The sequence below is a fragment of the Brevibacillus soli genome (assembly GCF_044759095.2).
Lineage (GTDB): Bacteria > Bacillota > Bacilli > Brevibacillales > Brevibacillaceae > JBIYSM02.
Map to the genome: position 1 here is coordinate 66,894 of NZ_JBIYSM020000011.1, position 25,807 is coordinate 92,700.

The 25,807-nt window shown below is 48.2% G+C and carries 27 protein-coding genes, 1 pseudogene and 1 riboswitch; of the genes and pseudogenes, 27 read left to right on the top strand and 1 reads right to left on the bottom strand.

Features of this window, described 5'->3' with window-relative positions; translation table 11 throughout:
* The first annotated feature begins 33 nt into the window (after nt 1-33).
* Nucleotides 34-142, top strand: a riboswitch (SAM riboswitch).
* A gap of 175 nt (nt 143-317) precedes the next feature.
* From ACE99V_RS06665 to ACE99V_RS06680, 4 genes are all read left to right on the top strand, one after another.
* The gene (locus tag ACE99V_RS06665) at nt 318-857 is read left to right on the top strand and encodes a 1,2-dihydroxy-3-keto-5-methylthiopentene dioxygenase (RefSeq protein ID WP_400490281.1); all 540 of its coding nucleotides are present in this window, start codon (nt 318-320) and stop codon (nt 855-857) included.
* 161 nt (nt 858-1,018) lie between these two features.
* Nucleotides 1,019-2,635, top strand: a complete 1,617-nt coding sequence (locus ACE99V_RS06670) for an ATP-binding protein (protein WP_400490282.1) — start codon at nt 1,019-1,021, stop codon at nt 2,633-2,635.
* 192 nt (nt 2,636-2,827) lie between these two features.
* Nucleotides 2,828-3,481: a futalosine hydrolase gene (locus tag ACE99V_RS06675; RefSeq protein ID WP_400490309.1), complete on the top strand. Its 654-nt coding sequence runs from the start codon at nt 2,828-2,830 to the stop codon at nt 3,479-3,481.
* A complete protein-coding gene (locus ACE99V_RS06680; RefSeq protein ID WP_400490283.1) occupies nt 3,478-4,314 on the top strand; it encodes a 1,4-dihydroxy-6-naphtoate synthase in 837 nt (278 codons plus the stop codon). The genes ACE99V_RS06675 and ACE99V_RS06680 overlap by 4 nt, the downstream gene beginning before the upstream one ends.
* A 163-nt stretch (nt 4,315-4,477) precedes the next feature.
* On the opposite strand, the gene ACE99V_RS06685 is transcribed toward ACE99V_RS06680, so the two are convergent.
* Nucleotides 4,478-5,500 carry a sigma-54 interaction domain-containing protein gene (locus ACE99V_RS06685; RefSeq protein ID WP_400490284.1) on the bottom strand — a complete coding sequence of 341 codons (1,023 nt, stop codon included), beginning with the start codon at nt 5,498-5,500 and terminating at the stop codon, nt 4,478-4,480.
* On the opposite strand from ACE99V_RS06685, the gene ACE99V_RS06690 reads away from it, so the two are divergent.
* The 23 genes and pseudogenes from ACE99V_RS06690 to ACE99V_RS06800 all read left to right on the top strand — a co-directional run.
* The gene (locus ACE99V_RS06690; protein WP_400490285.1) at nt 5,464-6,606 is read left to right on the top strand and encodes an AMP-binding protein; all 1,143 of its coding nucleotides are present in this window, start codon (nt 5,464-5,466) and stop codon (nt 6,604-6,606) included. The genes ACE99V_RS06685 and ACE99V_RS06690 overlap by 37 nt on opposite strands.
* A complete protein-coding gene (locus tag ACE99V_RS06695) occupies nt 6,567-7,340 on the top strand; it encodes an AMP-binding enzyme (protein ID WP_400490286.1) in 774 nt (257 codons plus the stop codon). The genes ACE99V_RS06690 and ACE99V_RS06695 overlap by 40 nt, the downstream gene beginning before the upstream one ends.
* A 149-nt stretch (nt 7,341-7,489) precedes the next feature.
* The gene (locus tag ACE99V_RS06700) at nt 7,490-8,272 is read left to right on the top strand and encodes an MBL fold metallo-hydrolase (protein ID WP_400490287.1); all 783 of its coding nucleotides are present in this window, start codon (nt 7,490-7,492) and stop codon (nt 8,270-8,272) included.
* A 15-nt stretch (nt 8,273-8,287) separates the two neighbouring features.
* Entirely contained in the window at nt 8,288-8,719 is a 432-nt protein-coding gene (locus ACE99V_RS06705) for a hydantoinase/oxoprolinase family protein (RefSeq protein WP_400490288.1), read from the top strand.
* Nucleotides 8,707-8,946, top strand: a complete 240-nt coding sequence (locus tag ACE99V_RS06710) for a hypothetical protein (RefSeq protein ID WP_400490289.1) — start codon at nt 8,707-8,709, stop codon at nt 8,944-8,946. The genes ACE99V_RS06705 and ACE99V_RS06710 overlap by 13 nt, the downstream gene beginning before the upstream one ends.
* A 220-nt stretch (nt 8,947-9,166) precedes the next feature.
* Complete coding sequence (locus ACE99V_RS06715) at nt 9,167-9,619, top strand: SRPBCC family protein (RefSeq protein ID WP_400490290.1); 453 nt, start codon at nt 9,167-9,169, stop codon at nt 9,617-9,619.
* Nucleotides 9,620-9,644: 25 nt separating this feature from the next.
* Nucleotides 9,645-10,175, top strand: a complete 531-nt coding sequence (locus tag ACE99V_RS06720) for a (2Fe-2S)-binding protein (protein ID WP_400490291.1) — start codon at nt 9,645-9,647, stop codon at nt 10,173-10,175.
* A 2-nt stretch (nt 10,176-10,177) separates the two neighbouring features.
* Nucleotides 10,178-12,526 (top strand): xanthine dehydrogenase family protein molybdopterin-binding subunit, encoded by a 2,349-nt coding sequence (locus ACE99V_RS06725; protein ID WP_400490292.1) that lies wholly within the window; start codon nt 10,178-10,180, stop codon nt 12,524-12,526.
* On the top strand, nt 12,523-13,380 hold the full coding sequence (locus ACE99V_RS06730; protein ID WP_400490293.1) for an FAD binding domain-containing protein: 858 nt from the start codon (nt 12,523-12,525) through the stop codon (nt 13,378-13,380). Before ACE99V_RS06725 ends, ACE99V_RS06730 begins: the two co-directional genes overlap by 4 nt.
* Nucleotides 13,381-13,454: 74 nt before the next feature.
* Entirely contained in the window at nt 13,455-14,609 is a 1,155-nt protein-coding gene (locus tag ACE99V_RS06735; RefSeq protein ID WP_400490294.1) for an XdhC family protein, read from the top strand.
* Nucleotides 14,606-15,280: a nucleotidyltransferase family protein gene (locus tag ACE99V_RS06740; protein WP_400490295.1), complete on the top strand. Its 675-nt coding sequence runs from the start codon at nt 14,606-14,608 to the stop codon at nt 15,278-15,280. Before ACE99V_RS06735 ends, ACE99V_RS06740 begins: the two co-directional genes overlap by 4 nt.
* Nucleotides 15,240-16,127 carry a 5-oxoprolinase subunit B family protein gene (locus ACE99V_RS06745; RefSeq protein ID WP_400490296.1) on the top strand — a complete coding sequence of 296 codons (888 nt, stop codon included), beginning with the start codon at nt 15,240-15,242 and terminating at the stop codon, nt 16,125-16,127. The genes ACE99V_RS06740 and ACE99V_RS06745 overlap by 41 nt, the downstream gene beginning before the upstream one ends.
* On the top strand, nt 16,120-17,088 hold the full coding sequence (locus ACE99V_RS06750; protein ID WP_400490297.1) for a 5-oxoprolinase subunit C family protein: 969 nt from the start codon (nt 16,120-16,122) through the stop codon (nt 17,086-17,088). Before ACE99V_RS06745 ends, ACE99V_RS06750 begins: the two co-directional genes overlap by 8 nt.
* A gap of 28 nt (nt 17,089-17,116) precedes the next feature.
* Complete coding sequence (locus tag ACE99V_RS06755) at nt 17,117-17,362, top strand: acetyl-CoA carboxylase (protein ID WP_400490298.1); 246 nt, start codon at nt 17,117-17,119, stop codon at nt 17,360-17,362.
* 16 nt (nt 17,363-17,378) lie between these two features.
* Nucleotides 17,379-18,137, top strand: a complete 759-nt coding sequence (locus ACE99V_RS06760) for a LamB/YcsF family protein (protein ID WP_400490299.1) — start codon at nt 17,379-17,381, stop codon at nt 18,135-18,137.
* A 415-nt stretch (nt 18,138-18,552) separates the two neighbouring features.
* The gene (locus ACE99V_RS06765; protein WP_400490300.1) at nt 18,553-20,241 is read left to right on the top strand and encodes a sigma-54 interaction domain-containing protein; all 1,689 of its coding nucleotides are present in this window, start codon (nt 18,553-18,555) and stop codon (nt 20,239-20,241) included.
* Nucleotides 20,242-20,479: 238 nt separating this feature from the next.
* Complete coding sequence (locus tag ACE99V_RS06770) at nt 20,480-21,622, top strand: ABC transporter substrate-binding protein (protein ID WP_400490301.1); 1,143 nt, start codon at nt 20,480-20,482, stop codon at nt 21,620-21,622.
* Nucleotides 21,623-21,691: 69 nt separating this feature from the next.
* Complete coding sequence (locus ACE99V_RS06775; protein ID WP_400490302.1) at nt 21,692-22,564, top strand: branched-chain amino acid ABC transporter permease; 873 nt, start codon at nt 21,692-21,694, stop codon at nt 22,562-22,564.
* A 9-nt stretch (nt 22,565-22,573) separates the two neighbouring features.
* A complete protein-coding gene (locus ACE99V_RS06780) occupies nt 22,574-23,524 on the top strand; it encodes a branched-chain amino acid ABC transporter permease (protein WP_400490303.1) in 951 nt (316 codons plus the stop codon).
* Between the two features lie 8 nt (nt 23,525-23,532).
* Nucleotides 23,533-24,306, top strand: coding sequence for an ABC transporter ATP-binding protein (locus tag ACE99V_RS06785; protein ID WP_400490304.1), 774 nt, complete (start codon nt 23,533-23,535; stop codon nt 24,304-24,306).
* A 23-nt stretch (nt 24,307-24,329) separates the two neighbouring features.
* Complete coding sequence (locus ACE99V_RS06790; RefSeq protein ID WP_400490305.1) at nt 24,330-25,037, top strand: ABC transporter ATP-binding protein; 708 nt, start codon at nt 24,330-24,332, stop codon at nt 25,035-25,037.
* A 16-nt stretch (nt 25,038-25,053) separates the two neighbouring features.
* Nucleotides 25,054-25,560 carry an L-2-amino-thiazoline-4-carboxylic acid hydrolase gene (locus ACE99V_RS06795; protein WP_420998377.1) on the top strand — a complete coding sequence of 169 codons (507 nt, stop codon included), beginning with the start codon at nt 25,054-25,056 and terminating at the stop codon, nt 25,558-25,560.
* 45 nt (nt 25,561-25,605) lie between these two features.
* A pseudogene (locus ACE99V_RS06800) lies at nt 25,606-25,743 on the top strand (Zn-dependent hydrolase); the annotation flags it as partial.
* Between the last annotated feature and the right edge of the window lie 64 nt (nt 25,744-25,807).

The following is a 25,807-nucleotide window of genomic DNA, read 5'->3' on the forward strand; positions in this document are numbered from 1 at the left end:
GTATTCATTTATGAGTGAATGAAATACAGTTCTTTCTTATCGAGAGAGGTGGAGGGAAAGGCCCAATGAAACCTCGGCAACCCATTCTGACCGGTCAGGTGAAGGTGCCAATTCCTACAGGAGAGATCCTGACAGATAAGAAGTGTTCCCCATGCTTTGATGCATATATGGTGTGCTCCTTCTATCTGTCAGAAGGAGTTTTTTCTTTACTCATGAAGGGAGTGAGATTGGGGAGAGTCGCGTACATTTGTGATACTTTGCTACAATATGTATTAGTAATATTCCGATAACAACCACATGAGAAAGAGGGATGACAAATGGCTCAAGTTCGAATTCGCAATACGAATGAACGGATTACGGGGAATGAAAATGTGAAGGCGTTTTTGGAAAAACATGGGGTTCTTTACGAGCACTGGGATGCAAACAAGCTCCCTGCCGAATTGCGGGAGAAATTTACTTTAACCGACGAAGAAAAAAATCAAATTCTTTCCACCTTTGATGCAGAAATTCGAGATTTGGCAAAACGCAGGGGATACCGTACTTGGGATATCGTAGCGTTATCCGAGGAAACCCCCAATCTTGATGAGTTGCTCAAAAAGTTTGAAGCGGTCCATACACATACGGAAGACGAAGTGCGTGCGATCACTGCAGGAAATGGAATCTTCATCATCAAGGGATCAGACGATGTCGGCTATTTCGACGTCGAACTGGAAGCGGGTGATGTCATTTCCGTGCCGGAAAACAATCCGCATTTCTTTACATTGATGGAAAATCGCAGAGTAGTGGCTGTCCGTTTGTTTATTGAAACGGAGGGCTGGATTGCTCATCCATATGAGGACCCTGCTTTTACAAAGTAACATTCATCCGTAGAATCGGCAAAACGCCCGAATCGTGGGCGTTTTTTGCATTTTTTCAGGATACAGTGGCAATAAACAAAATTTTTGCAAAAAGTTGCACAGGAATTGAAACAAAAGAAAAGAATATGTAGTTCAACATTCCTGTTTTTTTGGGGGCAATTATGATAACCAATTCCTACATCTATTATTTGGTTCTTTCTCTAGCATATGTTGTCTCCATTTTAACGGTTTTAAAGAGTCATGATCACTATATAATAGAATTCTGTTTCTTTTTCTTTTTGTTCATTGGCACGCTTTTCGCATCGAACGCAACAAGTTTTACTTTGGCCATAAGGCCGCTTTACAAAAAAACAAAAGCCGTATCGGAATTAACCAAAGAAGACTACTCCAATTTGTTGCGCCAACAGCAAGGAATGACGTTTGCATTTGTGAAAGACAATAACCGATTTATACATACCGTTTGCGATGGCAAGCTGCTATATCGACTCGGTTTAAAGCCAGAGGATGTAGTCGGAAAGGAATTATACGATTTTTTACCACAGCATATTGCTTCCCAAAAAGAAATCTTCTATCAAAGAGCTTGGAACGGCCAAGAAGATGTTGCGTATGAAGGATGCATGAACGACATCGTATATTTGGCAACGCTTCGCCCCGTTTATAAGCATGGGCAGGTCGTGCAGGTCATATCATCGTGTATCGATATTACAACCCTGAAACAAACATTGTCAGCCCTGCACGAAAGTGAGGAACGCTTTCGACAAATTGCTGAGAACATTGATGAGGTGTTTTGGATTGCAGATCCTGTCACTCAAAAGTTTCTATATCTGAGTCCCGCCTATGAAAAAGTATGGGGATTATCGTGTAAAGAGTTTTTTCAAGATCCGAACAAGATGTTCAATGTCATTCATCCGGAGGATCGAGAGCGAATCGTAAAGGCTCAGGAAGAACTGGCAATGGGAACTTTTCACCAGGAATATCGAATCATACGTCCGAATGGAACGGTTCGTTGGATCAGAGATCGGGGATTTCCCGTAATCGTTGATGGGAAACTTCATCGGATCGTGGGCATTGCCGAGGATATTACAGATATTCGCGACAGCGAGGAGTTCCTCATCAAATCGGAAAAGTTGGCTGTGTTAGGCGAATTAGCTGCAGGAATCGCACATGAGATTCGAAACCCGTTGACCTCTCTCAGAGGATTTGTACAGCTCTTGCAGAAACAGCCAGAAGTGCAAAACGCCATCTTTACGGACATCATGCTTTCCGAAATCAATCGGATTAATGAAATTGTCGGGGATTTTTTAGTGCTGGCAAAACCAACAGCGTCGAACTATATGAAAAAAGATATTTGTGCCATTCTTCGACATGTGATTTTCCTGATGGAATCCATTTGTCATCTACGCAACATAAACATGGAACATACGTTTGATTGTGAACAGTATTTTATTGAGTGTGAAGAAAATCATGTTAAACAAGTCTTCCTAAACATCATTAAAAATGCCATGGATGCCATGCCAAACGGCGGAAAGGTCACCATAGAAGTAAAGCAGTGGAACCAACAACAGATTCGAATACGAATAAAGGATAACGGCTGCGGGATCCCGGAAGAAAGGATGCGTTCCATTGGAGAACCTTTTTATACCACAAAGGAAAAAGGAACTGGTCTTGGGTTAATGGTTAGCTACAGGATCATTCAAAATCACAAGGGGAAGATCGAAATAACGAGTAAGGTCGGGCAAGGGACGATCGTCGATATTGTACTGCCCTTAACGCCGTGATTCTTATCGAATCGATCGCCTGAATCGCACGTCATTGACGTGCCTTCTTTTTTATGCTCTTTACATAGAGTAAAGATCAAGTTACCTTTGAATAAGGGCTTCGAACGATAAGCATCATGGATAACAAATGAAGGAGATTGTACAGTGACATTTCATGCAAGCACGGGAACATCACCTAGAAACACGGGTCCGCTGAAATCAGGAACGCGAGTACTCGTCGTTACCTCTGTCGCAGCAGAGAGGGACGCAGTATTGCGTGGAGTCGGCAGCACCGGCAATTTTGACGTCCTGGCGGCTGGCGTCGGCCCGGCAGCCGCCGCAGCCAGCACGGCATCAGCGTTGGCAGCAGCCGATTACGGCTTGGTGGTGAGCGCGGGAATTGGCGGCGGTTTTGCCGGAAAAGCTGAAGTGGGCTCTCTCGTGGTGGCAAACGAGATTGTCGCCGCCGACCTGGGAGCACAGACCCCGGAAGGTTTCTGCAGTCTGGACGAGCTGGGTTTCGGCTCCACCCGTATTCCAGTTGACGCAGAACTGGTAACCCGGGTGACACAGGCACTGCAAGAAGCTGGACTGCCGGTCACGACTGGACCCGTGCTTACCGTATCGACTGTAACGGGTACCGCTGCTGCCGCCTTGGAGCTGGCCGCACGGGTGCCAGGGGCGACCGCCGAAGCGATGGAAGGGTACGGCGTGGCTACCGCTGCCCATGCTCGAAGTGTGCCCATCATGGAAATCCGCGCTGTCTCGAACACGGTAGGCCCACGAGACCGGGCCTCGTGGCGAATTGAAGAGGCTCTGCATGTACTGGAAACTGCGAGCTCAGTATTACGGGAGGTCTTGCAATGAGGATTGCCTTCTCACCATGTCCTAACGACACTTTTATTTTCCATGCCTGGGTACACGGATTGATCCCGGGCGCGCCTAAACTTGATGTTACTTACGCGGACATCGACGTCACCAATAGTCTGGCAGCTAGCCCCAACGGACCGGAAGTGCTGAAGATTTCGTATGCGGCACTGCCTTGGGTGCTCTCCGAGTATGCGCTGCTTCCCTGCGGAGGGGCGTTGGGCAGAGGATGTGGTCCACTGGTTCTGACAAAAAGCAGTACGACCGAAAAGGATCCGGCAGTACTGGCCGGAAGACGGGTCGCGGTACCCAGTGAGCGATCAACCGCCTACCTGTTGTTCCGGCTGTGGGCAGCCCAGAATGTGCCAGGGGGCGTGGGCGAAATTGTCATTATGCCATTTCACGAAATCATGCCGGCGGTGCGTGATGGTCTTGTCGATGCCGGATTGGTCATCCACGAAGCTCGCTTCACATATCCCTTGTATGGGCTAAACCTCCTGACGGATTTAGGCAGCTGGTGGGAATCCGACACCAACCTGCCGATACCGTTGGGGGCAATCATCGCTCACCGGTCACTTGATCTGGCGGCGATTGCCGGGTGGATTCGCGCGTCGGTTGAATACGCCTGGGCAAACCCGGAGGCATCTCGAGAGTACGTGCTGCAACATGCTCAAGAGCTGGATCCGGAGGTTGCGAAAGCGCACATTGACCTGTACGTGAACGAGTTCTCCGCGAATTTGGGCGAGGAAGGGTATGCGGCGATAACCGCCCTGCTTGGCCGGGCTTCGGAAGAAGGGTTAGTGCCGAAGGTGGATCTGGCGGCACTGCGCTGACACGTTCGGCGGATAGACGATCCAACAGAAGGCTCTTGCGATGTGTTGTTACCCACATCAGTAAGAGCCTTCCTTCTTTATTCAGGAGAGGGTGTTCCCATGATTCATTGGATCAAACGAGCAGAAGATTGCAAGGGCCCTTGCCATGGAGCCAAAGTTCATGTTATTTGATTCCCATGCTTCTTTTTTTTCGTACCAGAGTAGAGATGTTCACCCCCAGCTTATCCGCGCATTCCCTCAATGTCGAAGTTCGAGCAAGTACATTTGCAATATACTCTTTTTCAAACACCTCAACGGCTTGTTTAAGTGACAGCGGTTTATCATACGCAACCGAGCAGATTTTTTGTTCCTGGTTCCGCTGTGAGTTTCTGATCGAGGATGGCAATTGATCGAGTGAAATTTTGCCGTTTTCACTCATGTGATAGAGGCGTTCGGTTATATTTTTTAACTCGCGAATATTGCCGGGCCAGTCATACTCCATACATTTTTCCAGTGCATGTGGATCCATTCGTTTCTCGATCTTGTACTTCTGCTCTAATTTTTTTAGATAGTAAAAAAGAAGAGTAGGGATATCTTCTCTCCTTTCTCGCAAGGGAGGAATCGTGATCGTCAATACATTTAGCCGGTAGAAGAGATCATGGCGGAATTTCTTCTGTTGAACCAGGGTTTCCAAATCACTGTTTGTAGCCGCAATGATTCGCATATTGACTTCACGGGCTTCCGTTCCGCCTAATCTCCTTATGGTCGTATCCTGCAGGACCGTTAACAGTTTCACTTGCAATGCAAAGGGAAGATCTCCAATTTCGTCAAGAAAAATGGTCCCGTCATGAGCCAGTTCGAACAGCCCTTCTTTTGATCTGTTCGCTCCGGTAAAAGCCCCTTTTTCATAGCCAAACAATTCAGATTCCAGCAGATGATCGGGTATCGCTCCACAGTTTATCTTGATGAAGTTACCTGTTCGTTCACTCTGCTTATGGATGTAGTGTGCAAGGACGTCTTTGCCTACACCGGATTCTCCCAAAAGAAGTACAGGTGAGTCATTCTTGGCAAATCTGGATGCGAGAGAGATGTAAAGCAATGTCAAAAGCGGTGTGGTTTCCCTCAGCAGATACCTTTCAAAAATCACGATTGTTTCAATGGATGAAGAAGTTGGGCTTTGAGAGCTACGACGATTTCTATGCTGCATCGATTCGCGATATGGAATGGTTCTGGGGCGAAGTTGAAAAGGTTGTCGGAATCGAATGGTTTGAACCTTATACGCAGGTTGTTGACCTCTCCAAAGGGACGAAGTGGCCGGAATGGTTTGTCCATGGAAAACTAAATGCGGTCCACAATGCACTGGACAAATGGATTCACGATCCTGCAAGTTCGGAACGGCTGGCGATCATCTGGGAAAGAGAGGACGGAGAAGTCAGGAAGGTGACGTACCGGGAGTTAGCGGTCTGGGTGAATCAAGTTGCTCATGGTTTAATCGGTCAGGGAATTAAGAAGGGGGATTGCGTCGGGATTTATCTCCCCATGATTCCGGAAACCGTAGCAGCCGTTCTCGCCATTACCAAAATTGGCGCTATTTTTACTCCGGCTTATTCAGGATTTGGGGCTGATCCGATCTCCAAGCGTTTGGAAAGCGCGCAAGCCAAGATGCTGATTACGGCAGACGGACATCTTCGTCGAGGAAAAGTGATCCCAATGAAGGAAGAGGCCGATAAAGCGGTTGAGATGGTCTCATGTGTCGAAAAAATGGTTGTCGTTCGACGCTTGGGAAGGGATATTCCCTGGAAGGAGAACAGGGACGTAGATTGGCTGATGTTGGAGACAGACAGGCGCGACATGCCAAGTGATGGGATGAGCAGCATGGATCCTTTCCTGATCGCGTATACCTCTGGAACCACAGGGCGTCCAAAAGGAGCCGTTCACACCCATGGAAGCTTTCCAATCAGAGCGGCTTTTGAAACAGGATTTCATCTGGACTTACATCCCGGCGAAGTGCTGTTTTGGGTCACGGATATGGGATGGATTATGGGGCCTCTCGTTCTCTTTGGCACCTTGCTCAATGGGGCTACCATGCTGTTATACGAAGGATCTCCGGATTATCCTCATCCCAATCGCTTGTGGAAGATGGTGGAGGATCATCGTGTTTCCTTGTTGGGGATATCTCCTACCTTAATCAGATCTGTCATGCAGCATGGAGAAAGATTGGCTCTCCAACACGAACTTTCCAGCTTGAGGAGCATTGCGTCTACAGGGGAACCATGGAATCCGGAGCGTGGAACTGGTCGTTTGAAAAGGTAGGGAACAGGCGAATCCCGATTCTAAATATTTCCGGTGGCACCGAAATTGGCGGCGGCATCCTCAGCAATACCTTGCTCAAACCAATTGCACCGGCAGGATTCAACACTGCTTTGCTTGGTATGGATGCAGATGTGTACGATGCGCAGAAGCAATCCGTTTATGGGAAAACAGGGGAATTGGTTTTGAAGAAACCGTGGCTGGGGATGACTTACGGATTCTGGAAAGAGCCGGACCGATATGAAGCCGCCTACTGGAATGTCTGGGAAGACACCTGGATTCATGGCGATGCAGTGATGAGGGATGAGGATCATTTTTGGGAGATTATTGGAAGATCCGATGACACATTGAATGTCGCCGGCAAACGAATGGGACCTGCCGAAATCGAATCGATTCTTTCTGACAACCCGGCTGTCCTCGAGGTAGGGGTGATTGGGGTTCCCGATGAAGTAAAAGGCGAGTCAGCCGTTTGCTTTGTGGTTCTAAATCAAGGATATATTCCCAGTCCAGACTTGGGTGCAGAGTTGATGCAGATGGTAGCAACTCGTCTGGGAAAATCCCTTCGCCCAAAAGAAATCCATTTTGTTGCCGACTTACCAAAGACCAGGAGTGCGAAAATCATGCGTCGGGCGATACGAGCTGCCTATTTGAGAGAGGATCCGGGAGATTTAAGTTCGCTGGAGAATCCGGACTCTCTTGAGAAAATTCAACAACAATGTCTGGAGAAGATTGAATAACAAAAACAGATGAAGAAACGGGAAACGAAAGACCGCCTTATCCATTTTTCGATAGGGCGGCTTTTCGATTCTAAGGTATACTGTAGTCGAAAGCAAAACAGATGTTACCGATATTGTAAAATTTCGGTTTAAAAGAGGAGCTGGGCAGTATGATTGAAGTTTCTACCGTCGAAGACGTTGTATGTGTCAAAGGAGGACAATCCCTGCAAGTCTATCTTTTTTTGGTTGATGGCATGCTTGTCGATACTTGTTCCCAAAACATGCAGCAGGACCTTATTCCATTTTATCAGTCGAGTACGATCGAGTCCGTTGTTCTGACCCACAGTCACGAAGATCATGTCGGGACAGCTGCCTGGTTGGAAAAGAACAAAAATGTTCCCATTTACATTCATCCCACTTCGATCGAGTTTTGTTCGAAGCCCATTACCTATCACATGTATCGCCAGATCTATTGGGGGATACGAGAGCCATTTGCCGCAGAGCCGCTTCCAGATTCCATCCATTCGAATCATTATGTGTGGAAGATCATCGAGACGCCAGGTCATGCGGATGATCATGTCGTACTGCTCAATGAAGAGACGGGCCAGTTGTTTTCAGGGGATTTATTTCTTACGCCAAAGCCCAAGGTTATCATGAGCCACGAGTCCGTCCCGAAGATCATGGATTCCATCCGCAGTGTTCTTACGTATGATTTTCAATCGATGTTTTGCTGTCATGCGGGCCACGTTCCTGACGGAAAACGCCTGCTGCACATGAAGCTGGATTATTTGGAAAATGTATGTGGTGAGATTTTGCACCTTCATCAGCAAGGGTATTCCATTTCAGAGATCAAGAACCAACTGTTCCCCAAGGACCTTCCGATCATTTCTGTTTCAGAAGGCCAATTTGACTCCGAACATATTGTACGCTCCGTTGTGACGGAGATGGGGTAACGAGGGGATGGATTCATGGGCATTTTGGTAAAAGAGGCGGAATCCGCGGTCGCAGTAAATATTGGCGGGGTGCGAACGAATTTTCGAATGCCGGATATCGTTTCAATTGGTATCGGAGGAGGAAGCATTGTTAGAGAACGGGATGGTGAGATTACGGTAGGACCTGATAGCGTGGGTTATAGTATTGTACACGAGAGCATCGCGTTTGGTGGAAACACATTAACTGCGACGGATTGTTTGCTTGCGGCAGGACTCGTAACGATCGATAACCCGAAATGCGATCCAACAAGAGTTCAATCAGTGAAACCAGAAATTTGGCAAAACGCAATCAAAGTGATTCATCAGGAAGTAACTTCTGTTATCGATAAAATAAAAACGAGCAGCCGAGATATTCCTGTTGTTCTTGTGGGAGGAGGAGCGATGAGGTTGACAAGATGTTTTCGGTAGAAGGACGAAATAGAGACGAGGTGATTTCGGAAGCGAGTCAAGAAGCCAAACAAAAGGCAATTGATGCGGGAGCGGATCCTTCTACGGTAGAACTAATCAATCTGGAGGAAGTTCCGATTGCCTATGTACCCTCAAATGTGATTCGGATGAAAGCAAAGGCAGCTGGTACCCTCAAGATTGAAGCGGAGGAAATCCCGTTGAAATGCCCGATGAGTCAACCCAGCTGATGATCGAAAGGCAGTCGAATATGGCTGCCCTTTTTTCTTTTTAAATAGAGGTTTTATTTCAAAAATGAAAGGTCTCTGTTCAATATTGAAACATTGGCAAGCGTATCTCTGAATATCAAGCATGAATGATATGGCACAAAAATTGCTTTTTCATAAATTTGGTTTTCTGAATATTTTTTCAAATATTCCGTGTTCACTTCGAGGCAAAGGGGAGATGTTCGTGCAAATTGAGTATTCACATAAGTTCCATATTCCTCGAGAGACGGTGTGGAAGCTGATTCAGGAAGAAGAAGTGTTGAAAAAGTCCATACCTGGGTGCAAGTCATTTATTCGCGGAGACGATGATATCTATCATGTAGAGATGGGGCTAAGCGTTGGACCCGTCAAAGGTGTATTTACCGGTCAGGTTCGGATGGAACATCAAATGGAGCCCTCCTACTATCGACTTCTGATGAAAGGAAAAGGAATGCCGGGAGAAATCGACGCCACTGCCCATATGAATCTGGAAGAGTCAAACGGCGGTGTCATCGTTAACTGCAGAACGGAGGTGATGGTGACAGGCGTTCTTGCATCGGTTGGACAAAGGGTAATGGGTGGGGTGGCCAAACTCGTTTTGGGACAATTCTTCAAGTCGGCAGACACAGAAATGAGGCAGTTGGCATCGCGGTTGTAGGCTTTCGATTTTAGGAGGTGTGACGATGACGAATAAAGTGAATGTGTCTATGACGATCAACGGCACTGACAGGAGCATTCAGATCGAACCACGAATGCTGTTGGTCCATTGTCTGCGTGACGAACTGAATCTGACGGGGACACATATTGGATGTGATACCAGTCAATGCGGTGCCTGTACCGTGTTGTTGAACGGGGAAGCAGTGAAATCCTGCACGGTATTGGCGGTGCAAGCAGATGGCAGCGCTATCACCACTGTCGAAGGAATTGGAGAAGTAGGAGATCTGCATCCCATCCAGCAAAGCTTTTGGGAAAAGCATGGCTTGCAGTGCGGTTTTTGCACGCCTGGCGTAATGATCGCATCCATTGCATTGCTGAACGAGAATCCAAACCCTTCCGACGAAGAAATCCGCGATGCCCTTGAAGGTGTGATTTGCCGCTGTACGGGATACCAGTTCATCGTAGACGCAGTCAAACATGCGGCTCAAGTTATGGCGGAAGCTGCTGAAGAGAAAGCGTCGGATGCCGATGCGTTGAAGGTAGGGGAGGGACGGTAACAATGGCCAGCCTGATTGGAAGTCCTGTCAAACGAAAGGAAGACCCGCGCCTGATTACAGGTAACGGCTGCTTCACCGATGATATCAAGCTCCCCGGTATGCTGCATGCGGCATTTTTACGCAGCCCGCATGCCCATGCCGTACTAAAGCGATTGGATGTGAGCAGAGCTCGACAATGGCCCGGAGTGGTAGCTGTATTCACGGGTAAAGAGTTAACGGGAAAAATGAAAGCGGTTCCAGCTATGTGGTTTTTGCCGGGCTGCGATTTGAAGCCGAAAGATCGACCGGCATTGGCAATCGACAAGGTCCGCTATGCGGGCGAAGCCGTCGCGCTTGTCGTGGCTGTGGATCGTTATGCAGCCAGAGACGCTCTTGATGCAATCGAGGTGGAATATGACGTGCTGCCTGCGGTTGTTCATCAAGAAGCTGCCCTTAAAGAGGGGGCTCCCCTGCTGCATGACGACGTACCGAACAATCTCGCCTTGTTATGGAAAGCTGGGGAAATACCGGATGAGGTATTTTCAAATGCAGAAGTAGTCGTCAAACAGCGCCTTTATAATCAACGAGTCATTCCCAATCCGATGGAAACACGTGGCGCTGTCGCCCAGTATAATCCCGGCAGCGAGGAGATGACGATCTGGTGCACCTCACAGAATCCGCATATTCATCGAATGATCTATGCCGATGTGTTAGGGATCCCGGAATCCAAGCTCCGAATCATCGCGCCTGATGTTGGCGGGGGATTCGGCTCAAAAATTGCCACCTATTCCGAAGAAGCAGTCATTGCCTGCGCAGCCCGAGAATTGAAGCAACCGGTGAAATGGGTGGAAGAGCGAAAAGAGCATTTTATGGCGACCACCCACGCTCGTGATGAGGTAATCGAAGTGGAACTGGCTGGCAATAAAGATGGTACGATGACAGCGCTTCGGGTCAAGAATACCGCGAACCTCGGAGCGTACTTGTCGACGTTTGGAGCAGGGTGCCCCACGATTGACTTCGGTCTGATGGTCACCGGAGCGTATGCAATTCCTCAGGCATCAGTTGTCACCTACGGAGTGTACACCAATACCACCCCGACAGATGCCTATCGTGGGGCGGGGAAGCCGGAAGCAACCTTCCAAATCGAGCGCGCCGTCGATCTGTTTGCAAATGAAATCGGGATGGACCCTGTGGAGGTTCGCCGAAAAAACTTTGTGCCGAAGGAGTCATTCCCTTATGGCAGTGCCATGGGAGTATCGTACGACAGCGGTGATTACCATTTGACGCTTGACAAAGCATTGGAAATGCTGGATTACCAGGCTTTTCGAAAAGAACAGGAAGAGCTGAGAAAACAAGGACGGCTGATCGGCATCGGTTTTTCCAGCTATGTGGAGTTGTGCGGATTCGGACCGTCTGCCGTGGCTGGGGCGATCGGGTTCCAGGGAGGGGTATGGGAAAACAGCACGGTCCGAGTACATCCAAGCGGAAAAGTAACCGTCTTTACGGGAACTTCACCTCACGGCCAAGGAACGGTCACTTCTTTTTCCCAAGTGGTAGCGGATAAACTGGGAATTCCGATTGATGACATCGAAGTCGTGCATGGGGACACACAAATCGTTTCGATGGGCTGGGGTACATACGGCTCGCGGGCTACGGCTGTTGGCGGTGCCGCCGTGTCTCTTGCCACTGATCGAGTGATTGAAAAAGCGCAAAAAATAGCCGCACATGAATTGGAAACGACCGTCGATGAAGTGGAGTTCGTCTCTGGCGTCTTTCACGTAAAAGGAGATTTGGAAAGACGCAGGACCTTCCAGGAAATCGCCAGGTCAGCCAACTTTGCGTGGAATTTGCCTGCAGGTGTCGAGCCGTCACTGGAGGGACAATCGTTCTTCGATCCGCCCAACTTCGTCTATCCGTTTGGCACTCATATCTGTGTCGTTGAGGTTGAAGCAGAGACAGGGGAAGTCATGTTGAAGCGATATGTGGCAGTTGACGATGTGGGACGTGTCATTAATCCGCTGCTTGCCGAAGGGCAGGTGCATGGCGGCATCGCACAGGGAGTCGGTCAGGCCCTGTGGGAAGAGGCCGTCTATAACGAAAATGGGCAGCTGCTGTCGGGCACGTTTATGGATTACACCATGCCGAAAGCGCGATTCTTTCCCACCATTGAAACCGCATTTACGGAAACCCTCTCGCCTGTCAACCCGCTGGGGGCCAAGGGAATTGGAGAAACAGGGACCACTGCCGCTCCGCCGGCTGTCGTGAATGCCGTTATGGATGCATTGAAACCGTTTGGTGTCAAAGATCTTGATATGCCCCTCACGCCCGAAAAGGTATGGCGGGCCATTCGTAGCGGGAGGGATAACGGATGATTCCAAGCACATTTTCATACGTACGGGCGCAATCCGTGGACGAAGCAATCCATCTATTGCAAGCAAGCAATGGGGAAGGGAAATTGCTCGCCGGCGGCCATAGCTTGGTTCCGCTCATGAAATTCCGTTTGACAACGCCAGGAACATTGATCGATATCGGCCATCTTTCCGAGCTGCGCGGCGTTCGGAAAGAGGGGAATCGCTTGGTAGTGGGAGCGTTAACTACTCATCGGCAGGTGTTGAGTGATCCCCTTGTGCAGGAGCATATTCCCGTCCTCGCAGAGGCTGCACGGCAGATTGGAGACATACAAGTGCGCAATCGCGGAACCATTGGAGGAAATCTTGCCCACGCAGATCCTGCAGCAGATCTCCCTGGTGTAGCGCTTGCCCTTGACGCCATGCTGGAAATACATGGAGAGGACGGAGCCGAGCTGATCGAGGCAGACGGATTCTTTTTAGGACCGCTTGTTACGGCACTGCCGGAAACAAGTGTCCTGACATCCGTTTCGTTTCTCATCCCTCCCGTTGATGCAAAGAGCATTTATCTGAAATATGCTCATCCCGCTTCCGGATATGCGGTTGTTGGCATTTGTGCCATTGCCGCAAAAGGTCCGGACGGGCGTGTCTCCTATATTCGCATCGGAATCAACGGGGTCGGGGACACTGCATATCGGGCAAGAAGCGTGGAGGAAAAACTGCTCGGGCAGATCCTTACCCCAGACCGAATTAGAGAAGCTGCTGCCTGCGCTGCGGATGATGGGCAGATCGGAAGCGATCTATTCGCATCGGAGGAATATCGCCGTCATATCTGCAGCGTCTATACCGAAAAAGCATTAAAAGAAATCCTGCTCTAATCAGATAACACCACATACAGGACCCACTCTTGGGGAAAGAATGGGTCCTTTTCCTACCTAATGGAGGTGAGTGGATGCGGGAACAGGTTGATATCGTAAGAGCGATCGAGCTAGCTCAACAGACTTATAGAAGAGGCGCACTTGCCACTGTCGTAGGGGTTATCGGCTCCGCTTATCGACGTGAAGGAGCCAAGATGTTCATTGATGAAGAGGGGAACACGGCAGGAATGATCTCCGGGGGGTGTCTGGAAGCAGATGTGGCAGAGGTAGCCAGTCATGTGATCCATACGGGGAAACCGGTGCGAAAACGATATGTGATGGATGAAGAACTGGTTTGGGGGCTTGGACTTGGTTGTCCGGGCACGGTCGACATTTATATTGAGCCTTTGCCGGGACGAGTGCTGGAAGGCGATGTTTTTCATAGCTGGATGTCAGCGATTAAGGAAGGTCGTGCCGGGATTCTCTGCACGATGATCAATCAAGAGTCCGACGTATATGATACACCACCGGGAAGGTTGTTTATTCCTGAGGAAGGTCAACCTATTGGACATCTTGGCGATCATCGCTGGAATCGACAAGCCATTGAGTGGTCCCGTGATTTGTTTACGGCCCAGCATCCAAAATCAATGGCCCGGGCGGTACATGGAAGTACCCAATGCGTTTTCCTGGATGCCTATGTGCCACCGGTTGAACTGATGATCTTTGGCGCAGGGCATGATGCATTGCCGCTTGCCAGAATAAGCCAATCACTCGGATTTTCCGCTACGCTCGTCGATCCGCGCCAGGCGTATAACACAGAGGATCGTTTTCCCGGAGCAAAACACGTTCTGCTTGATCCAACCTGTGGGCTGGCAGAGCAACTCCAAATCGGGCGCCGAACGTATGTAGTGATCATGAACCATCATTTGGAACGGGACAAGGAGGCACTCAAGCTGGCTTTATGTTCGAGAGCTCCATATGTGGGCATGTTGGGACCGCGAAAACGTCAGGATCGGATCATGAATGCGATTCTAGCGGAGGGAATATTGTTTACTGATGACCAGTTAGCCCGCTTGTACAATCCTATCGGGCTGGACATCGGCGCCGACTCCCCGGAGGAGATCGCCCTCAGCATCATGGCAGAAATCCTGGCAGTTCGAAACCAACATGACGGAGGCTTTTTGCGGGAGAGAGGAAGCATCCATCAAGGATTGTCAAAACAACCGTTGCTTCGGAGTCACAGTGGATGAAGCCGGTATGCGCATGCATCCTCGCAGCAGGCATGTCGACCAGAATGGGCAAAAGTAAGCAACTGTTGGATTGGAATGGCAGCTATCTGCTGGAGCACGTCGTCCATCGCGTATTACTTTATGACTTCAGCCATGTTTTCGCGATAATCGGCCATGATGCTGAACGGATTCAAGATCTCATCCGGATTCGCGATCCGCGTTTTCAGTGGGTACGCAATGAATCGTATTTATCCGGGCAGAGCACTTCGGTGAGACTCGGCCTCGATCGGGCAGTCGATCAGCAAGCGGCTGTCATGGTATTTCCGGGAGATCTTCCCCTGTGGAAGGAGGAGACGGTCAAAACCATTTTGCATTCAGGAAAAGACCTGCTTGAGACTGTACCGAGCCCTTTTGTCGTACAGCCTGTCTTTCGAGAAAAACCGGGGCATCCTGTCTTTTTTGGAAATGTTCAGAAAGGGCTGTACGATAGACTGGACGGTGATCAGGGGATGAAGCCGATTATCCGAACCATGAATCATCAAATTCGGATCGCTGTGGAAGATGAAGGGATTGTTCTCGATATCGATACGCCTCAAATCTATGAGGATTTGAAGAAAAACGGGTTTTCGCATGCTGATGGAGGTGAAGGAAGTGAGCCATTTACAGACACGATACGAGTACGGCGGAGATGAATTTATTTTTGTGCAGCTTTCCGAAGAAATGAGTCTGGAAGCCAACTTCAAAGGAATGGCCATTACGCGCAAGCTGAAGGAAAAAGAGATGGAAGGGATTCTCGATATCTGTCCTTCTAATGCCTCCTATATGGTGCGCTTCGACCCTGATGTGCTATCGGCGGATGTGTTGCTCAAGGAGCTTCAGCACATTGAAAACTCCGTTCAGGGACTGGACGACATCGTGATCACGTCCCGTCTGGTTGATGTGCCTGTGTATTTCGATGATCCATGGACTCATGAGGCCTTGATGCGTTTTCGTGATCGTCATCAGGCACCTGACTCGACGGACCTGGAATATTCCGCGAAAATCAACGGGTATTCCAGTAAGGAAGACTTTATCGAAGCGATGACAAGCGCTCCGTTTCTCGTGTCGATGATCGGATTCGTTCCCGGATTGCCCTGGTGTTTCCAAATGGTGCCCCGCACCAAACAGATTGAGGTTCCAAAATATGTTCGTCCCCGCACGTATACGCCGGAGCGCGCGTTCGGTTTTGGCGGCGCGTTTGCGGTCATTTATCCTGTACAAGGAGCAGGCGGATATCAGCTCTATGGAATTGCACCTGCACCGATTTACCAAAAGGAGCAGACACTGCCGGATTTTCAGCAATCCATTGTTTTCCCGCAGCAGGGGGACATATTCCGTTACCGCAGTATCTCGTCTGATGAATACGATGAGATCCGGGAGCAGGTGGAGAATGGAAGTTTTGTCTATCATAAAAAAGAAATTCATTTTACACCCGGAGAGGTCTTGGCGGACCTGGAATCCTTTGCGGAGAAGGCACTAAGGAGGTTGTACCATGATTAAGGTGATTAAACCGGGCTTGCAGACGACCGTTCAGGACAGGGGCCGTATCGGATATTACGAAATCGGCATGCCTCCTTCAGGTGCCATGGACAAGTATGCCTTTACCGCAGCCAATCTCCTGGTCGGCAATCATCCGAATGCCGCTGCACTGGAGATTACCTATCTTGGGCCGGTGCTTCAGTTTGGCAGAAGGATGCGGATCAGTCTGACAGGAGGGCAGATCCCGCCGCGGATCAACGGTCAGGCAGTGCCGATGTGGACAACACTTGAGGTTCAGGAAGGGGACCAACTTTCATTTGATTTCGTACAGCTTGGAGCCAGGGTCTATCTGGCGGTGGAGGGCGGCATTGACGTGCCTCTCGTGATGAATTCCCGCTCTACCTACACCCTGATTGGAATCGGAGGTTACCAGGGAAGGGCGTTAACAGAAGGAGATGTTCTCCCCCTCGCGGACATGAAGGAAAAAAACGTACCAGTCGGAACCCGGATAGACACCAGCTTGGTTCCAACGTACAGCAAAACGCATGAGATTCGGGTCGTGGTGGGGCTGTGCAGCTATAGATTGACGGAGGAAAGTAAACAGACATTCCTTGGAACGGAATGGACAGTTACCCCGGAGGCCAATCGGATCGGGTATCGCCACAGGGGGGAACGGTTGCAGTTTGTCGAGCGTGAACAGCCCTTTGGCGCAGGAAGCAATCCGTCCAACGTCACGGATCTGGGTTATCCAATCGGCTCAATCCAAGTTCCGGACGGGGTGGAACCGATCGTGCTCCTTCATGATGCCGTTACAGGAGGCGGGTATGCAACGATTGCAACCGTGATCAGCTCAGACCTGGATCGCATGGCGCAAATTAAGACCAATGAAAAAGTACGTTTTGTCCCGGTTACGCTGAATGATGCCCTGCAAGCCAGACGAGAAGTGCAGCAAAGACTGAGTAGGATCGCTGAGGCCATCTAAAACATGGAGGATGAAGGAGGAGCAGGAAATGGCTGAGAAAAAAGCAATTCACTCCCCGCTGCCGGGGATCTTTTATCGCAGACCAAGCCCTGAAATGCCGGAATATGTACAAGAGGGCGACTCTATTCACGCGGGTGATGTGGTCGGGTTAATTGAAGTCATGAAAAATTTTTACGAGATCAAGGCAGAAGAAGATGGGATTGTCGATCAGTTTCTAGCAAATAATGAAGAGCTCGTCGATGCCGGCCAAGAGATCATCATGCTGAAAAAATGATGGGCAGGGAGGAACCATGAGAGTCGATATTAATTGCGATATGGGAGAAAGCTTCGGACTCTATCAAATGGGAAATGATGAAGAAATGATGAAACTCATCTCTTCTGCCAACATCGCCTGCGGCTTTCACGCAGGGGACCCTCATGTGATGCGTCGAACAGTCCAGCTTGCAAAAGAGCATGGCGTTCGTATCGGCGCCCATCCTGGATTCCCGGACATGATGGGCTTCGGGCGAAGATTCATGACCTGTACGCCGGAAGAGATTAGAGATTATATCCTGTATCAAACCGGAGCCTTGCGGGAGTTTGCCAAAGCCTATCAGATGGAGCTGCAGCATTGTAAACCTCATGGTGCCTTGTATATGATGGCAATGTCGGATGAAAAGATTGCTCGCGTGATATTGGAAGGTTTGGCGATGATATCGGAAAAGATGATCGTATTTGCCTTAAATGGGTCGGCAGTTGAGGCTGTTGGACAACAAATGGGGATCCCGGTGGCAAGAGAGGTATACGCCGATCGGGAACACACGGAAGATGGCTCTATTGTCCTTACCAGGTCTGGTCCTACGATTGCGAATGTTCATGAAATGGCAGAGCGGGTCGTACGCATGGTAAGGGAAGGAAAGGTTCGTACACCGGATGGCCGGGATGCTGTGGTGCGCGCGGATACGATATGTATTCATGGAGACACACCGGGAGCGGTCGAATTGACGAAGGCGATCCATGCAGCTTTCCAGTCGGCGGGAATTACGGTGGCGCCGGTTCAGAAAATCTGAAATTTGTTGTAAAAAGCAGGGGAAGATAGAAAGAAAGCTGACCGTTGTGAGAGCGGTCAGCTTTTCTTTGGTGTATAAGAATTTATAAATTTGGACATCCCATACAGCCGCTAGAAAAGTGTTCGGGGCCCCGCCCGGCGAAGCGTTAGCTAATGCCGGGTGGGTTTTCTTAGCAGATAGGAATTTATAAAATTGTACCTATCTGCATAAGTGGTCGACGATAACACCTCGTCCTGAGGCATCGACGACACTAGCACATCCTGTGCGTCGCAACTACGGCTCCGCCATCGCCAGAAGCGCGGAGGTCGCCGAGTTTTCTAAGGACAGTGTGCTTTTCCAAATCAGATAAATTATGGTAAAATAAAATTGTTAGAAAATTAAAAATTGATTTCGTTCGCCGAAGGAGGGAGGGACCTTGCTCGTATGGAAAGACATATTGCAACCGGTGTCTGTTTACTTGCCAAAGGGAAGCACCTTACTGGAGGCATTGACTTCCTTCGTAGAAAGTGACTTTGCATTATTATGGGTCAAGGATCCTGAGAGGAGAATCGTTGGCTATCTGGACCGCCACTCGCTCTTGCAACAGATCAAGCATGTTCAGGACCTCCATCATCCGATTGATTACAAAACAGATTTCATACAAGTACCCGCCCATACCCCCATTTCTTTTTTTCACAATATCACCGTCGTTCTTGCTCTGGAAGAGGATGGCACGATTGCAGGTTTTACGACAACCAAGGAAGCGAAATCCCAGCTTAGCAAGTACAAGTTGCAAAAACTCAACGACATTTTGAATACGTCTGGTATCGGTCTGATTACCACAGACTCTGACTTTTCTATCACGTTTATGAATGAAGCTGCAGAGCGCATCGCAGGCGTTCCAAAACATACGATGCTGTATCAAAACTACAGGACCATGCTGGACATGGAGCATGATTTGGAAGAGGTGTTGACCGGAAAGCATCTCATCAGTGTAAACAGCTCGCTTCATGTAAAACCGATTTGCGGCCATTTTTCTCCGCTGTTCGAGAATGAGAAGATCATGGGAATGGTGCATCTCTTTACTCTGCGTGAACAGCTGGGAAGATCCGTCTATGATCTGCGAAAAACGGAAGAATCCAAGGTTGAACCGGGTGAAAAGATCAACAAAAAGGATGCTTCCAATAAATTGATCTATCGTTCAACCATCATGGAGCGTTTGGTTGATGAGCTGAAATATGTTGCCAAGGTAGATTCAACCGTCCTCTTCATGGGAGAGTCCGGGGTGGGAAAGGAAGTATTTGCTCAGACCCTTCATGACTTTAGCCTGCGAAAAAACGAGCCCTTTATCCGCGTGAACTGTGGTGCCATTCCTGAAAACCTGATGGAAAGCGAATTTTTTGGCTATGAAAAAGGAGCCTTTACGGGAGCGGATCAAAAAGGGAAACCGGGACTTTTTGAATTGGCTCATAAAGGCACCATTTTTCTGGATGAAGTAACCGAGCTGCAGTACAACATGCAGGTCAAACTTCTTCGGGTCCTGCAGGAAAAAGAAATCATGCGGGTCGGAGGTGTACGAACCACACCCGTTGACATCCGTGTCATAGCCGCAACCAATCGGAATATTCGTGAGCTTGTCAGTCAGCACAAGTTCCGTGAGGACTTGTATTATCGGCTTCATGTGATCCCGATTGAAATCCCTCCACTGCGAAAGCGAACGTTGGATATTGTTCCCCTGACGATCCACTTCTTACAGCATTTCAATCACATGTACAAACTGAATAAAACCATTACCAGAGAGGCTTTGGACATATTGGAAGGATATGCGTGGCCGGGGAATGTGCGTGAGCTGCACAACGTCATAGAGAGGCTCGTGGTGACGATTAGAGGAGACAGTATTACGGCCCAGGATGTGTGGGAAAAATTGTATCGGTCTGACGTGCAAATCACAGAGAAAAAACCGATGGTTCAAGAGATCATGCCGCTTAAGGAAGCCGTGGAAGAAGTCGAAAGCCAACTCATATCGCTTGCCTTGAAAAAGTACGGAACGGCTGCCAAGGTCGCAAAAATCCTGGGAGTGAGCCCTGCCACGGTTAGCCGTCGATTGCAGAAGCATTTGCAGTAAGGGAGGACACGAAAGGGGGGTGTATTTCATATCCCGTATGGATGGAATTTGGTACTAACGATGCATTGTTTATCGTTAGTATTTTTTTTTTGCATCAGCGGACTTCGCCAAGGTGTAAAAAATATTGAAATGAAAATTATAAAGTGTTAGAATTCATTTTATTCCGAGTAAGTAAATGGGTTTATACACTTTTCTCGAGAAAGAAATGACGTAGCGAACATCTTAGGGGAGGAAAACCATGAGAAAGTTTATGCAAGGATTTGCCGTCTTCTCTTTGATGACGGCCTTGGTGACTGGTTGTGGAAATGGAGGGTCATCAACGACAGGTTCAAGTAACAACGAATCAGTAAAAATAGGGTTAGCCGCTCCTCTTTCAGGATCTTCGGCTGAATATGGTGAACAATTCAAAAAAGGAGCCGAACTTGCAGTCAAACTGGTGAATGATGCAGGCGGAATCAATGGAAAAAAGGTAGAGTTGGATATCCAAGATGACAAGGGAGATCCCAAGGAGGCAGCAAATACAGCAAATAAATTCGCATCCGACAAGTCGATTCTTGCGGTCGTCGGACATTTTAACAGTTCGGCTACCTTGGCCGCTGCTCCCATATACAACAAGAACAAGATGGTAGAGATATCACCATCTTCCAGTTCTCCGAAGGTTACCGATGCGGGGGAATATACTTTTCGTGTGATTACAACAGATGCCTTTCAAGCACAATATGTCGCCGATTGGACAAAAGAAGAAGGCTTCAAGAAAGCAGCCATTATTTATGAACAAACGGATTTTGGCTTAGGCTTGTCCGATGTGTACAGCAAAGCTGCAAAAGAAAACGGCATTGAGATCGTTGCAAACGAAGCTTATGTTGCCGGCCAAACAAAAGACTTTGCATCCATCTTGACCAAGATCAAAGAAAAGCAGCCGGAACTTCTGTTCATTGGCGGCTTGTACAATGAAGCTGCTTTGATCGCCAAACAATCAAAACAACTTGGTCTGGATGTTCGTTTCATCGGAGTCGATTCCTTATATTCTGACGCTTTGATTAAACTGGGCGGGGATGCCGTTGAAGGAGTAATGCTGCCCGGCTTCTTTAACCCGAACAGCCAAAACGAGAAGACCAAAGAATTTGTAGAAGCTTATAAAAAAGTTTACAACGAGGAACCTGGAACGTATGCCGCTTACACATTTGATGCCACTACCATTGTCTTGGAAGCCATCAAGCAAAAAGGGGCAAATCGTGAAACGATTAAAGAATACCTCACGACTTTGAAAGGATACAAAGGCGCTACTGGCGTCCATGACTTTGATCCAAACGGGGATGTCCTTAAAGAACCAGAGAGACTTGTTGTGAAGGATGGGAAATTCCAACCGTATAAGCAGTAAGAAGCCTTCGGGTAAGAGACAGGCATTTCCCCTCTTACCCGAAGTTATTTACCAAGGGGGGGGAATTCTGTGTTATCACAACAGCTTGTGAATGGAATTACGATTGGACTGATCTATGCGCTAATCGCACTTGGCTATACGATGGTGTATGGCATCCTTAAAATCGTCAATTTTGCCCATGGCGACATATTGATGATGGGGAGTTTTTTCGGGTTGTTTTTCGTTCGCAACGTCCAACTTCCATTTTTTGTCTCTTTGATTTGCGCAGCCGTCGTCACCGCAGTCCTTGGGATTATCATAGAGCGCTTTGCCTATCGGCCTCTTCGCATGAGTGACCGGATCGTACCATTAATTAGTGCGGTAGGTGTCTCGATTTTTTTGACCAGTTTTGCCCAAAAAGTGTGGGGCACCGAAACTCACTCGTTTCCCAAAGCTTTTGAAGGGAAAACGTTCAACTTTGGGGGAGTCACGATCTCTTCCATACAGATTTTTATTTTGATTTTATCCGTCGCTTTAATGATCGGACTGCATCTGTTCGTTCACCATACTCGTATCGGAACGGGAATTCGCGCCACTTCTCAGAGCATTACAAATGCCACTCTGATGGGAATTGATACCAACAAGATGATCATGCTGACGTTTGCCATTGGCTCTGCTCTCGCCGCATGTGCCGGTATCATGGTTAGCATCTATTATGACGCCGTGTACCCAACGATGGGATATACCGCAGGGCTAAAGGCTTTTACGGCCGCAGTTCTTGGGGGAATCGGAAGCATTCCAGGCGCTCTGTTGGGCGGCATTATCCTTGGAATCACCGAAAACCTGGGCGTTGCGTATATTTCCTCCAGTTATCAGGACATCATTGCATTCAGTATTCTTGTTCTTGTGTTAATGATCAGACCAAGGGGAATTCTCGGAAAGAAAGAGATCAACAAAGTGTAGGTGGTAGCAGTGAAAATAACAAGTATTGCAAAACTGTTGGTTGCCGTCTTTTTGTTGCTACTGCCCTTGTGGTTGCAATCATTCAATGATTATCTTGTTCATATCGTGATTACGATCGGTGTCTATATCATTTTGACGCTCAGTCTTAACGTGATCGTTGGTTACGCAGGACAGTTCGCGCTGGGACACGCAGCTTTTTACGGAATAGGAGCGTACGTTGCCTCTATTCTTATGGTTAATTATGGAATTTCTTTTTGGTTGGCATTGCCCATATCGGCGATCGTCACGGGGGGGTTCGGTCTCTTGTTGGGCAGTCCCGTTATGCGCTTAAAGGGAGATTACCTGGGAATTGTTACTTTGGGCTTTGGTGAAATTGTCCGCTTGATTTTTGTAAACTGGGTCGATGTCACCAAAGGTCCGATGGGAATTCCGGGGATTCCTTCTCCCGAATTGTTTGGTTACAGCTTTCATCAAAAGCTGGATTATTACTACTTGATTTTGGTTCTGGTAGTCATCACAGTCTTTGCTATTCATCGAATCGTTCATTCCGGGATCGGGTTAAGCCTTTTGGTTGTCCGCGAAGATGAGATTGCGGCGGAATCAATGGGATTACGTCCAGCGAAACTGAAATTGCTGGCATTTACAATCGGGGCTTTCTTTGCCGGAATTGCCGGAGCATTTTGGGCATCCTACATTTCGTTTATCAGCCCGGATACGTTTCAGTATCTCGATTCTGTAACCATCCTCTCCATGGTGATTTTAGGGGGAATGGGGACGGTTGCCGGCTCCATTCTAGGCGCCACAATATTAACGATCACCCCGGAACTGCTTCGCTTTGTTAGTGATTATCGCATGATGCTGCTCGGGCTAGCCATCGTCCTCATGATGGTTTTTAAACCGTCGGGATTTTGGGGAGAAAATCGTCGACACCGCAACATGTATGGTATGGCAAGGAGGTGATCCGAGACGTGGAACCGGTGTTAAAACTAGAGGGAGTATCCGTTCAATTTGGAGGTCTGTCAGCGGTAAAACAAGTCGACTTTCATGTAAACAAAGGCGAAATCGTTGCACTGATTGGCCCGAATGGAGCCGGAAAGACCACATTGTTTAATTTGCTCACAGGAATTTATGCTCCCACTTCAGGAAGCATCTTCTATCAACAAAAAAAGATAAACCAGGTAAAAGCATCTGATCGAGTAAAGATGGGCATTGCAAGAACCTTCCAAAACATTCGCCTGATTAAAAATTTGACGGTATTGGAGAATGTCTTGGTTGCTCATCGGGATTGTAACTCCGAAAGACTCTGGGAGTCCCTCTTTCCTTCGAAAAAGGTTTACGAAAAGCGCGCGAAAATCGTGGAAGAGAGTAGGGAAATACTCAAGATCATTGGGCTTGAAAAAAAGAGTAACGAATATGCCAAAAACTTGCCATACGGTGAGCAACGCCTATTGGAAATTGCCCGAGCATTGGTTACCAAATGCCAATTGTTGCTGCTAGACGAACCTGCTGCTGGCATGAACTCCACAGAGAAGCAAAACTTGGTGAACCTGATCCGCCATATATCTCAATTGTTTCAAATTGAGATCGTTTTGATTGAACACGATATCCGTTTGGTCATGAGTATCGCGGATCGCGTCGTAGTCTTGGATCACGGGGAAAAAATAGCCGAAGGGTCCGGAGCGGAAGTGCAGAATGACCCCAACGTAATCAGGGCTTACCTTGGAGAGGAATTGGCAACATAACGGCAGAGCGGGAGAAAAGGGATATGTTGGAAATAAAAGGGTTGTCCATTCACTACGGAATGATACCTGCAGTGAAAAATCTTAACATGAATATAAAAAAAGGCGAAGTCGTGAGTTTGATTGGAACGAACGGTTCCGGGAAGAGTACTACGCTTCGCGGTATCTCGGGGATTGTAAAGCCAAACGAAGGGAGCATTTTTTTCGACGGGATCGATATTACAAAAGTGGATCCACATAAAATTGTAGAGATGGGAATCTCCCATGTCCCGGAAGGACGTGGCGTTTTTACTGAATTGACCGTACTTGAAAATTTGCGCTTGGGGGCATTCATTCGCAAAGACAAGGATGGCATTCAACATGACATACAGGAAGTATTTCGATATTTTCCACGTCTTGAGGAGCGGAAGAACCAGCTTGCCGGGACTCTAAGCGGAGGCGAACAACAAATGTTGGCGATTGGTCGCGCTCTCATGTCCAGACCAAAGCTCCTTCTGCTGGACGAACCTTCGATGGGCCTGGCTCCGATCCTGGTTAAGGAAATTTTTAAGATTATTAAAAAGATCAACGAAGAAGGGACCACGATTCTATTAGTGGAGCAAAACGCCAAAATGGCTCTCTCCGTTTCTCACCGTGGGTATGTGCTGGAAACAGGTGAAATGGTTGCTCATGGGTTGGTTGAGGAATTGCGGAACAACGATATGATTCAAAAAATTTATTTAGGAATTCACTAAAGAGAGGGGTATTCAAATGAGTCATGACGTCAAAGAAGAAAAAGAACGATTGGAACCGGTATCGATGTATGCGATCATGGCAAAACTGTTTGCTCATGTTTCCAAAGCGGTAGTTGATCGTTTTGGCGATGAAGGACGTGAAGCAGTAATGGAAGGGGTTCGCACGTTCGGGGAAGAACGCGGACGCGATATTGCCCGACGTGCAGCAGCAGTCGGTGAACCAAATGAAATAGAAAACTATCTGCCAAACTATGATATGGGACGAAGCGAGCTTTTTGAATACGAAACCATCTATCATCCGAAAGAAATCGAACAAACGTTCACAAAATGCGCATTTGCTGAACAATGGAAAAAAGACGGAATGGAAGAGTATGGAATTCTCTATTGTCACATGATTGATCCGGCGATTGCACGAGGATTCAATCCAAATTTTGAAGTGGTACATGACCAATATATCTTGCGTGAGGGAACCTGTCATTTTCGCTTTCAAATGAAAGAAGACGGGGAAAAAACAAGCAAGTAAATTCTGCAAGAGATAGACATGTCCCATGTGACAGGGGGGTACGATGTGATTAACCAGGAAAGACTCTGGGACCGATTGTTTCAGTTAAGCCACATTGGAAAGCAGGCAGAGGGTGGGATTACTCGCTTGTCTTTCACGAGAGAAGAGAGGCAGGCAAAGGACTTGGTAGCTTCTACCCTGAAAATCTAAGTGACTTAGAACAGGCCTTTTTGGCAATAGCAAACTAAGCCCCCGTTGCTTCGTTTTT

Excerpts from the sequence above, each read along its gene's own strand:
- ACE99V_RS06665 (WP_400490281.1), top strand. The coding sequence starts at position 318 with ATGGCTCAAGTTCGAATTCGCAATACGAATGAACGGATTACGGGGAAT.
- ACE99V_RS06670 (WP_400490282.1), top strand. The coding sequence starts at position 1,019 with ATGATAACCAATTCCTACATCTATTATTTGGTTCTTTCTCTAGCATAT.
- ACE99V_RS06680 (WP_400490283.1), top strand. The coding sequence starts at position 3,478 with ATGAGGATTGCCTTCTCACCATGTCCTAACGACACTTTTATTTTCCAT.
- ACE99V_RS06685 (WP_400490284.1), bottom strand. The coding sequence starts at position 5,500 with ATGCAGCATAGAAATCGTCGTAGCTCTCAAAGCCCAACTTCTTCATCC.
- ACE99V_RS06695 (WP_400490286.1), top strand. The coding sequence starts at position 6,567 with ATGGAATCCGGAGCGTGGAACTGGTCGTTTGAAAAGGTAGGGAACAGG.
- ACE99V_RS06700 (WP_400490287.1), top strand. The coding sequence starts at position 7,490 with ATGATTGAAGTTTCTACCGTCGAAGACGTTGTATGTGTCAAAGGAGGA.
- ACE99V_RS06705 (WP_400490288.1), top strand. The coding sequence starts at position 8,288 with ATGGGCATTTTGGTAAAAGAGGCGGAATCCGCGGTCGCAGTAAATATT.
- ACE99V_RS06710 (WP_400490289.1), top strand. The coding sequence starts at position 8,707 with ATGTTTTCGGTAGAAGGACGAAATAGAGACGAGGTGATTTCGGAAGCG.
- ACE99V_RS06720 (WP_400490291.1), top strand. The coding sequence starts at position 9,645 with ATGACGAATAAAGTGAATGTGTCTATGACGATCAACGGCACTGACAGG.
- ACE99V_RS06725 (WP_400490292.1), top strand. The coding sequence starts at position 10,178 with ATGGCCAGCCTGATTGGAAGTCCTGTCAAACGAAAGGAAGACCCGCGC.
- ACE99V_RS06730 (WP_400490293.1), top strand. The coding sequence starts at position 12,523 with ATGATTCCAAGCACATTTTCATACGTACGGGCGCAATCCGTGGACGAA.
- ACE99V_RS06735 (WP_400490294.1), top strand. The coding sequence starts at position 13,455 with ATGCGGGAACAGGTTGATATCGTAAGAGCGATCGAGCTAGCTCAACAG.
- ACE99V_RS06740 (WP_400490295.1), top strand. The coding sequence starts at position 14,606 with ATGAAGCCGGTATGCGCATGCATCCTCGCAGCAGGCATGTCGACCAGA.
- ACE99V_RS06750 (WP_400490297.1), top strand. The coding sequence starts at position 16,120 with ATGATTAAGGTGATTAAACCGGGCTTGCAGACGACCGTTCAGGACAGG.
- ACE99V_RS06755 (WP_400490298.1), top strand. The coding sequence starts at position 17,117 with ATGGCTGAGAAAAAAGCAATTCACTCCCCGCTGCCGGGGATCTTTTAT.
- ACE99V_RS06760 (WP_400490299.1), top strand. The coding sequence starts at position 17,379 with ATGAGAGTCGATATTAATTGCGATATGGGAGAAAGCTTCGGACTCTAT.
- ACE99V_RS06770 (WP_400490301.1), top strand. The coding sequence starts at position 20,480 with ATGAGAAAGTTTATGCAAGGATTTGCCGTCTTCTCTTTGATGACGGCC.
- ACE99V_RS06790 (WP_400490305.1), top strand. The coding sequence starts at position 24,330 with ATGTTGGAAATAAAAGGGTTGTCCATTCACTACGGAATGATACCTGCA.
- ACE99V_RS06795 (WP_420998377.1), top strand. The coding sequence starts at position 25,054 with ATGAGTCATGACGTCAAAGAAGAAAAAGAACGATTGGAACCGGTATCG.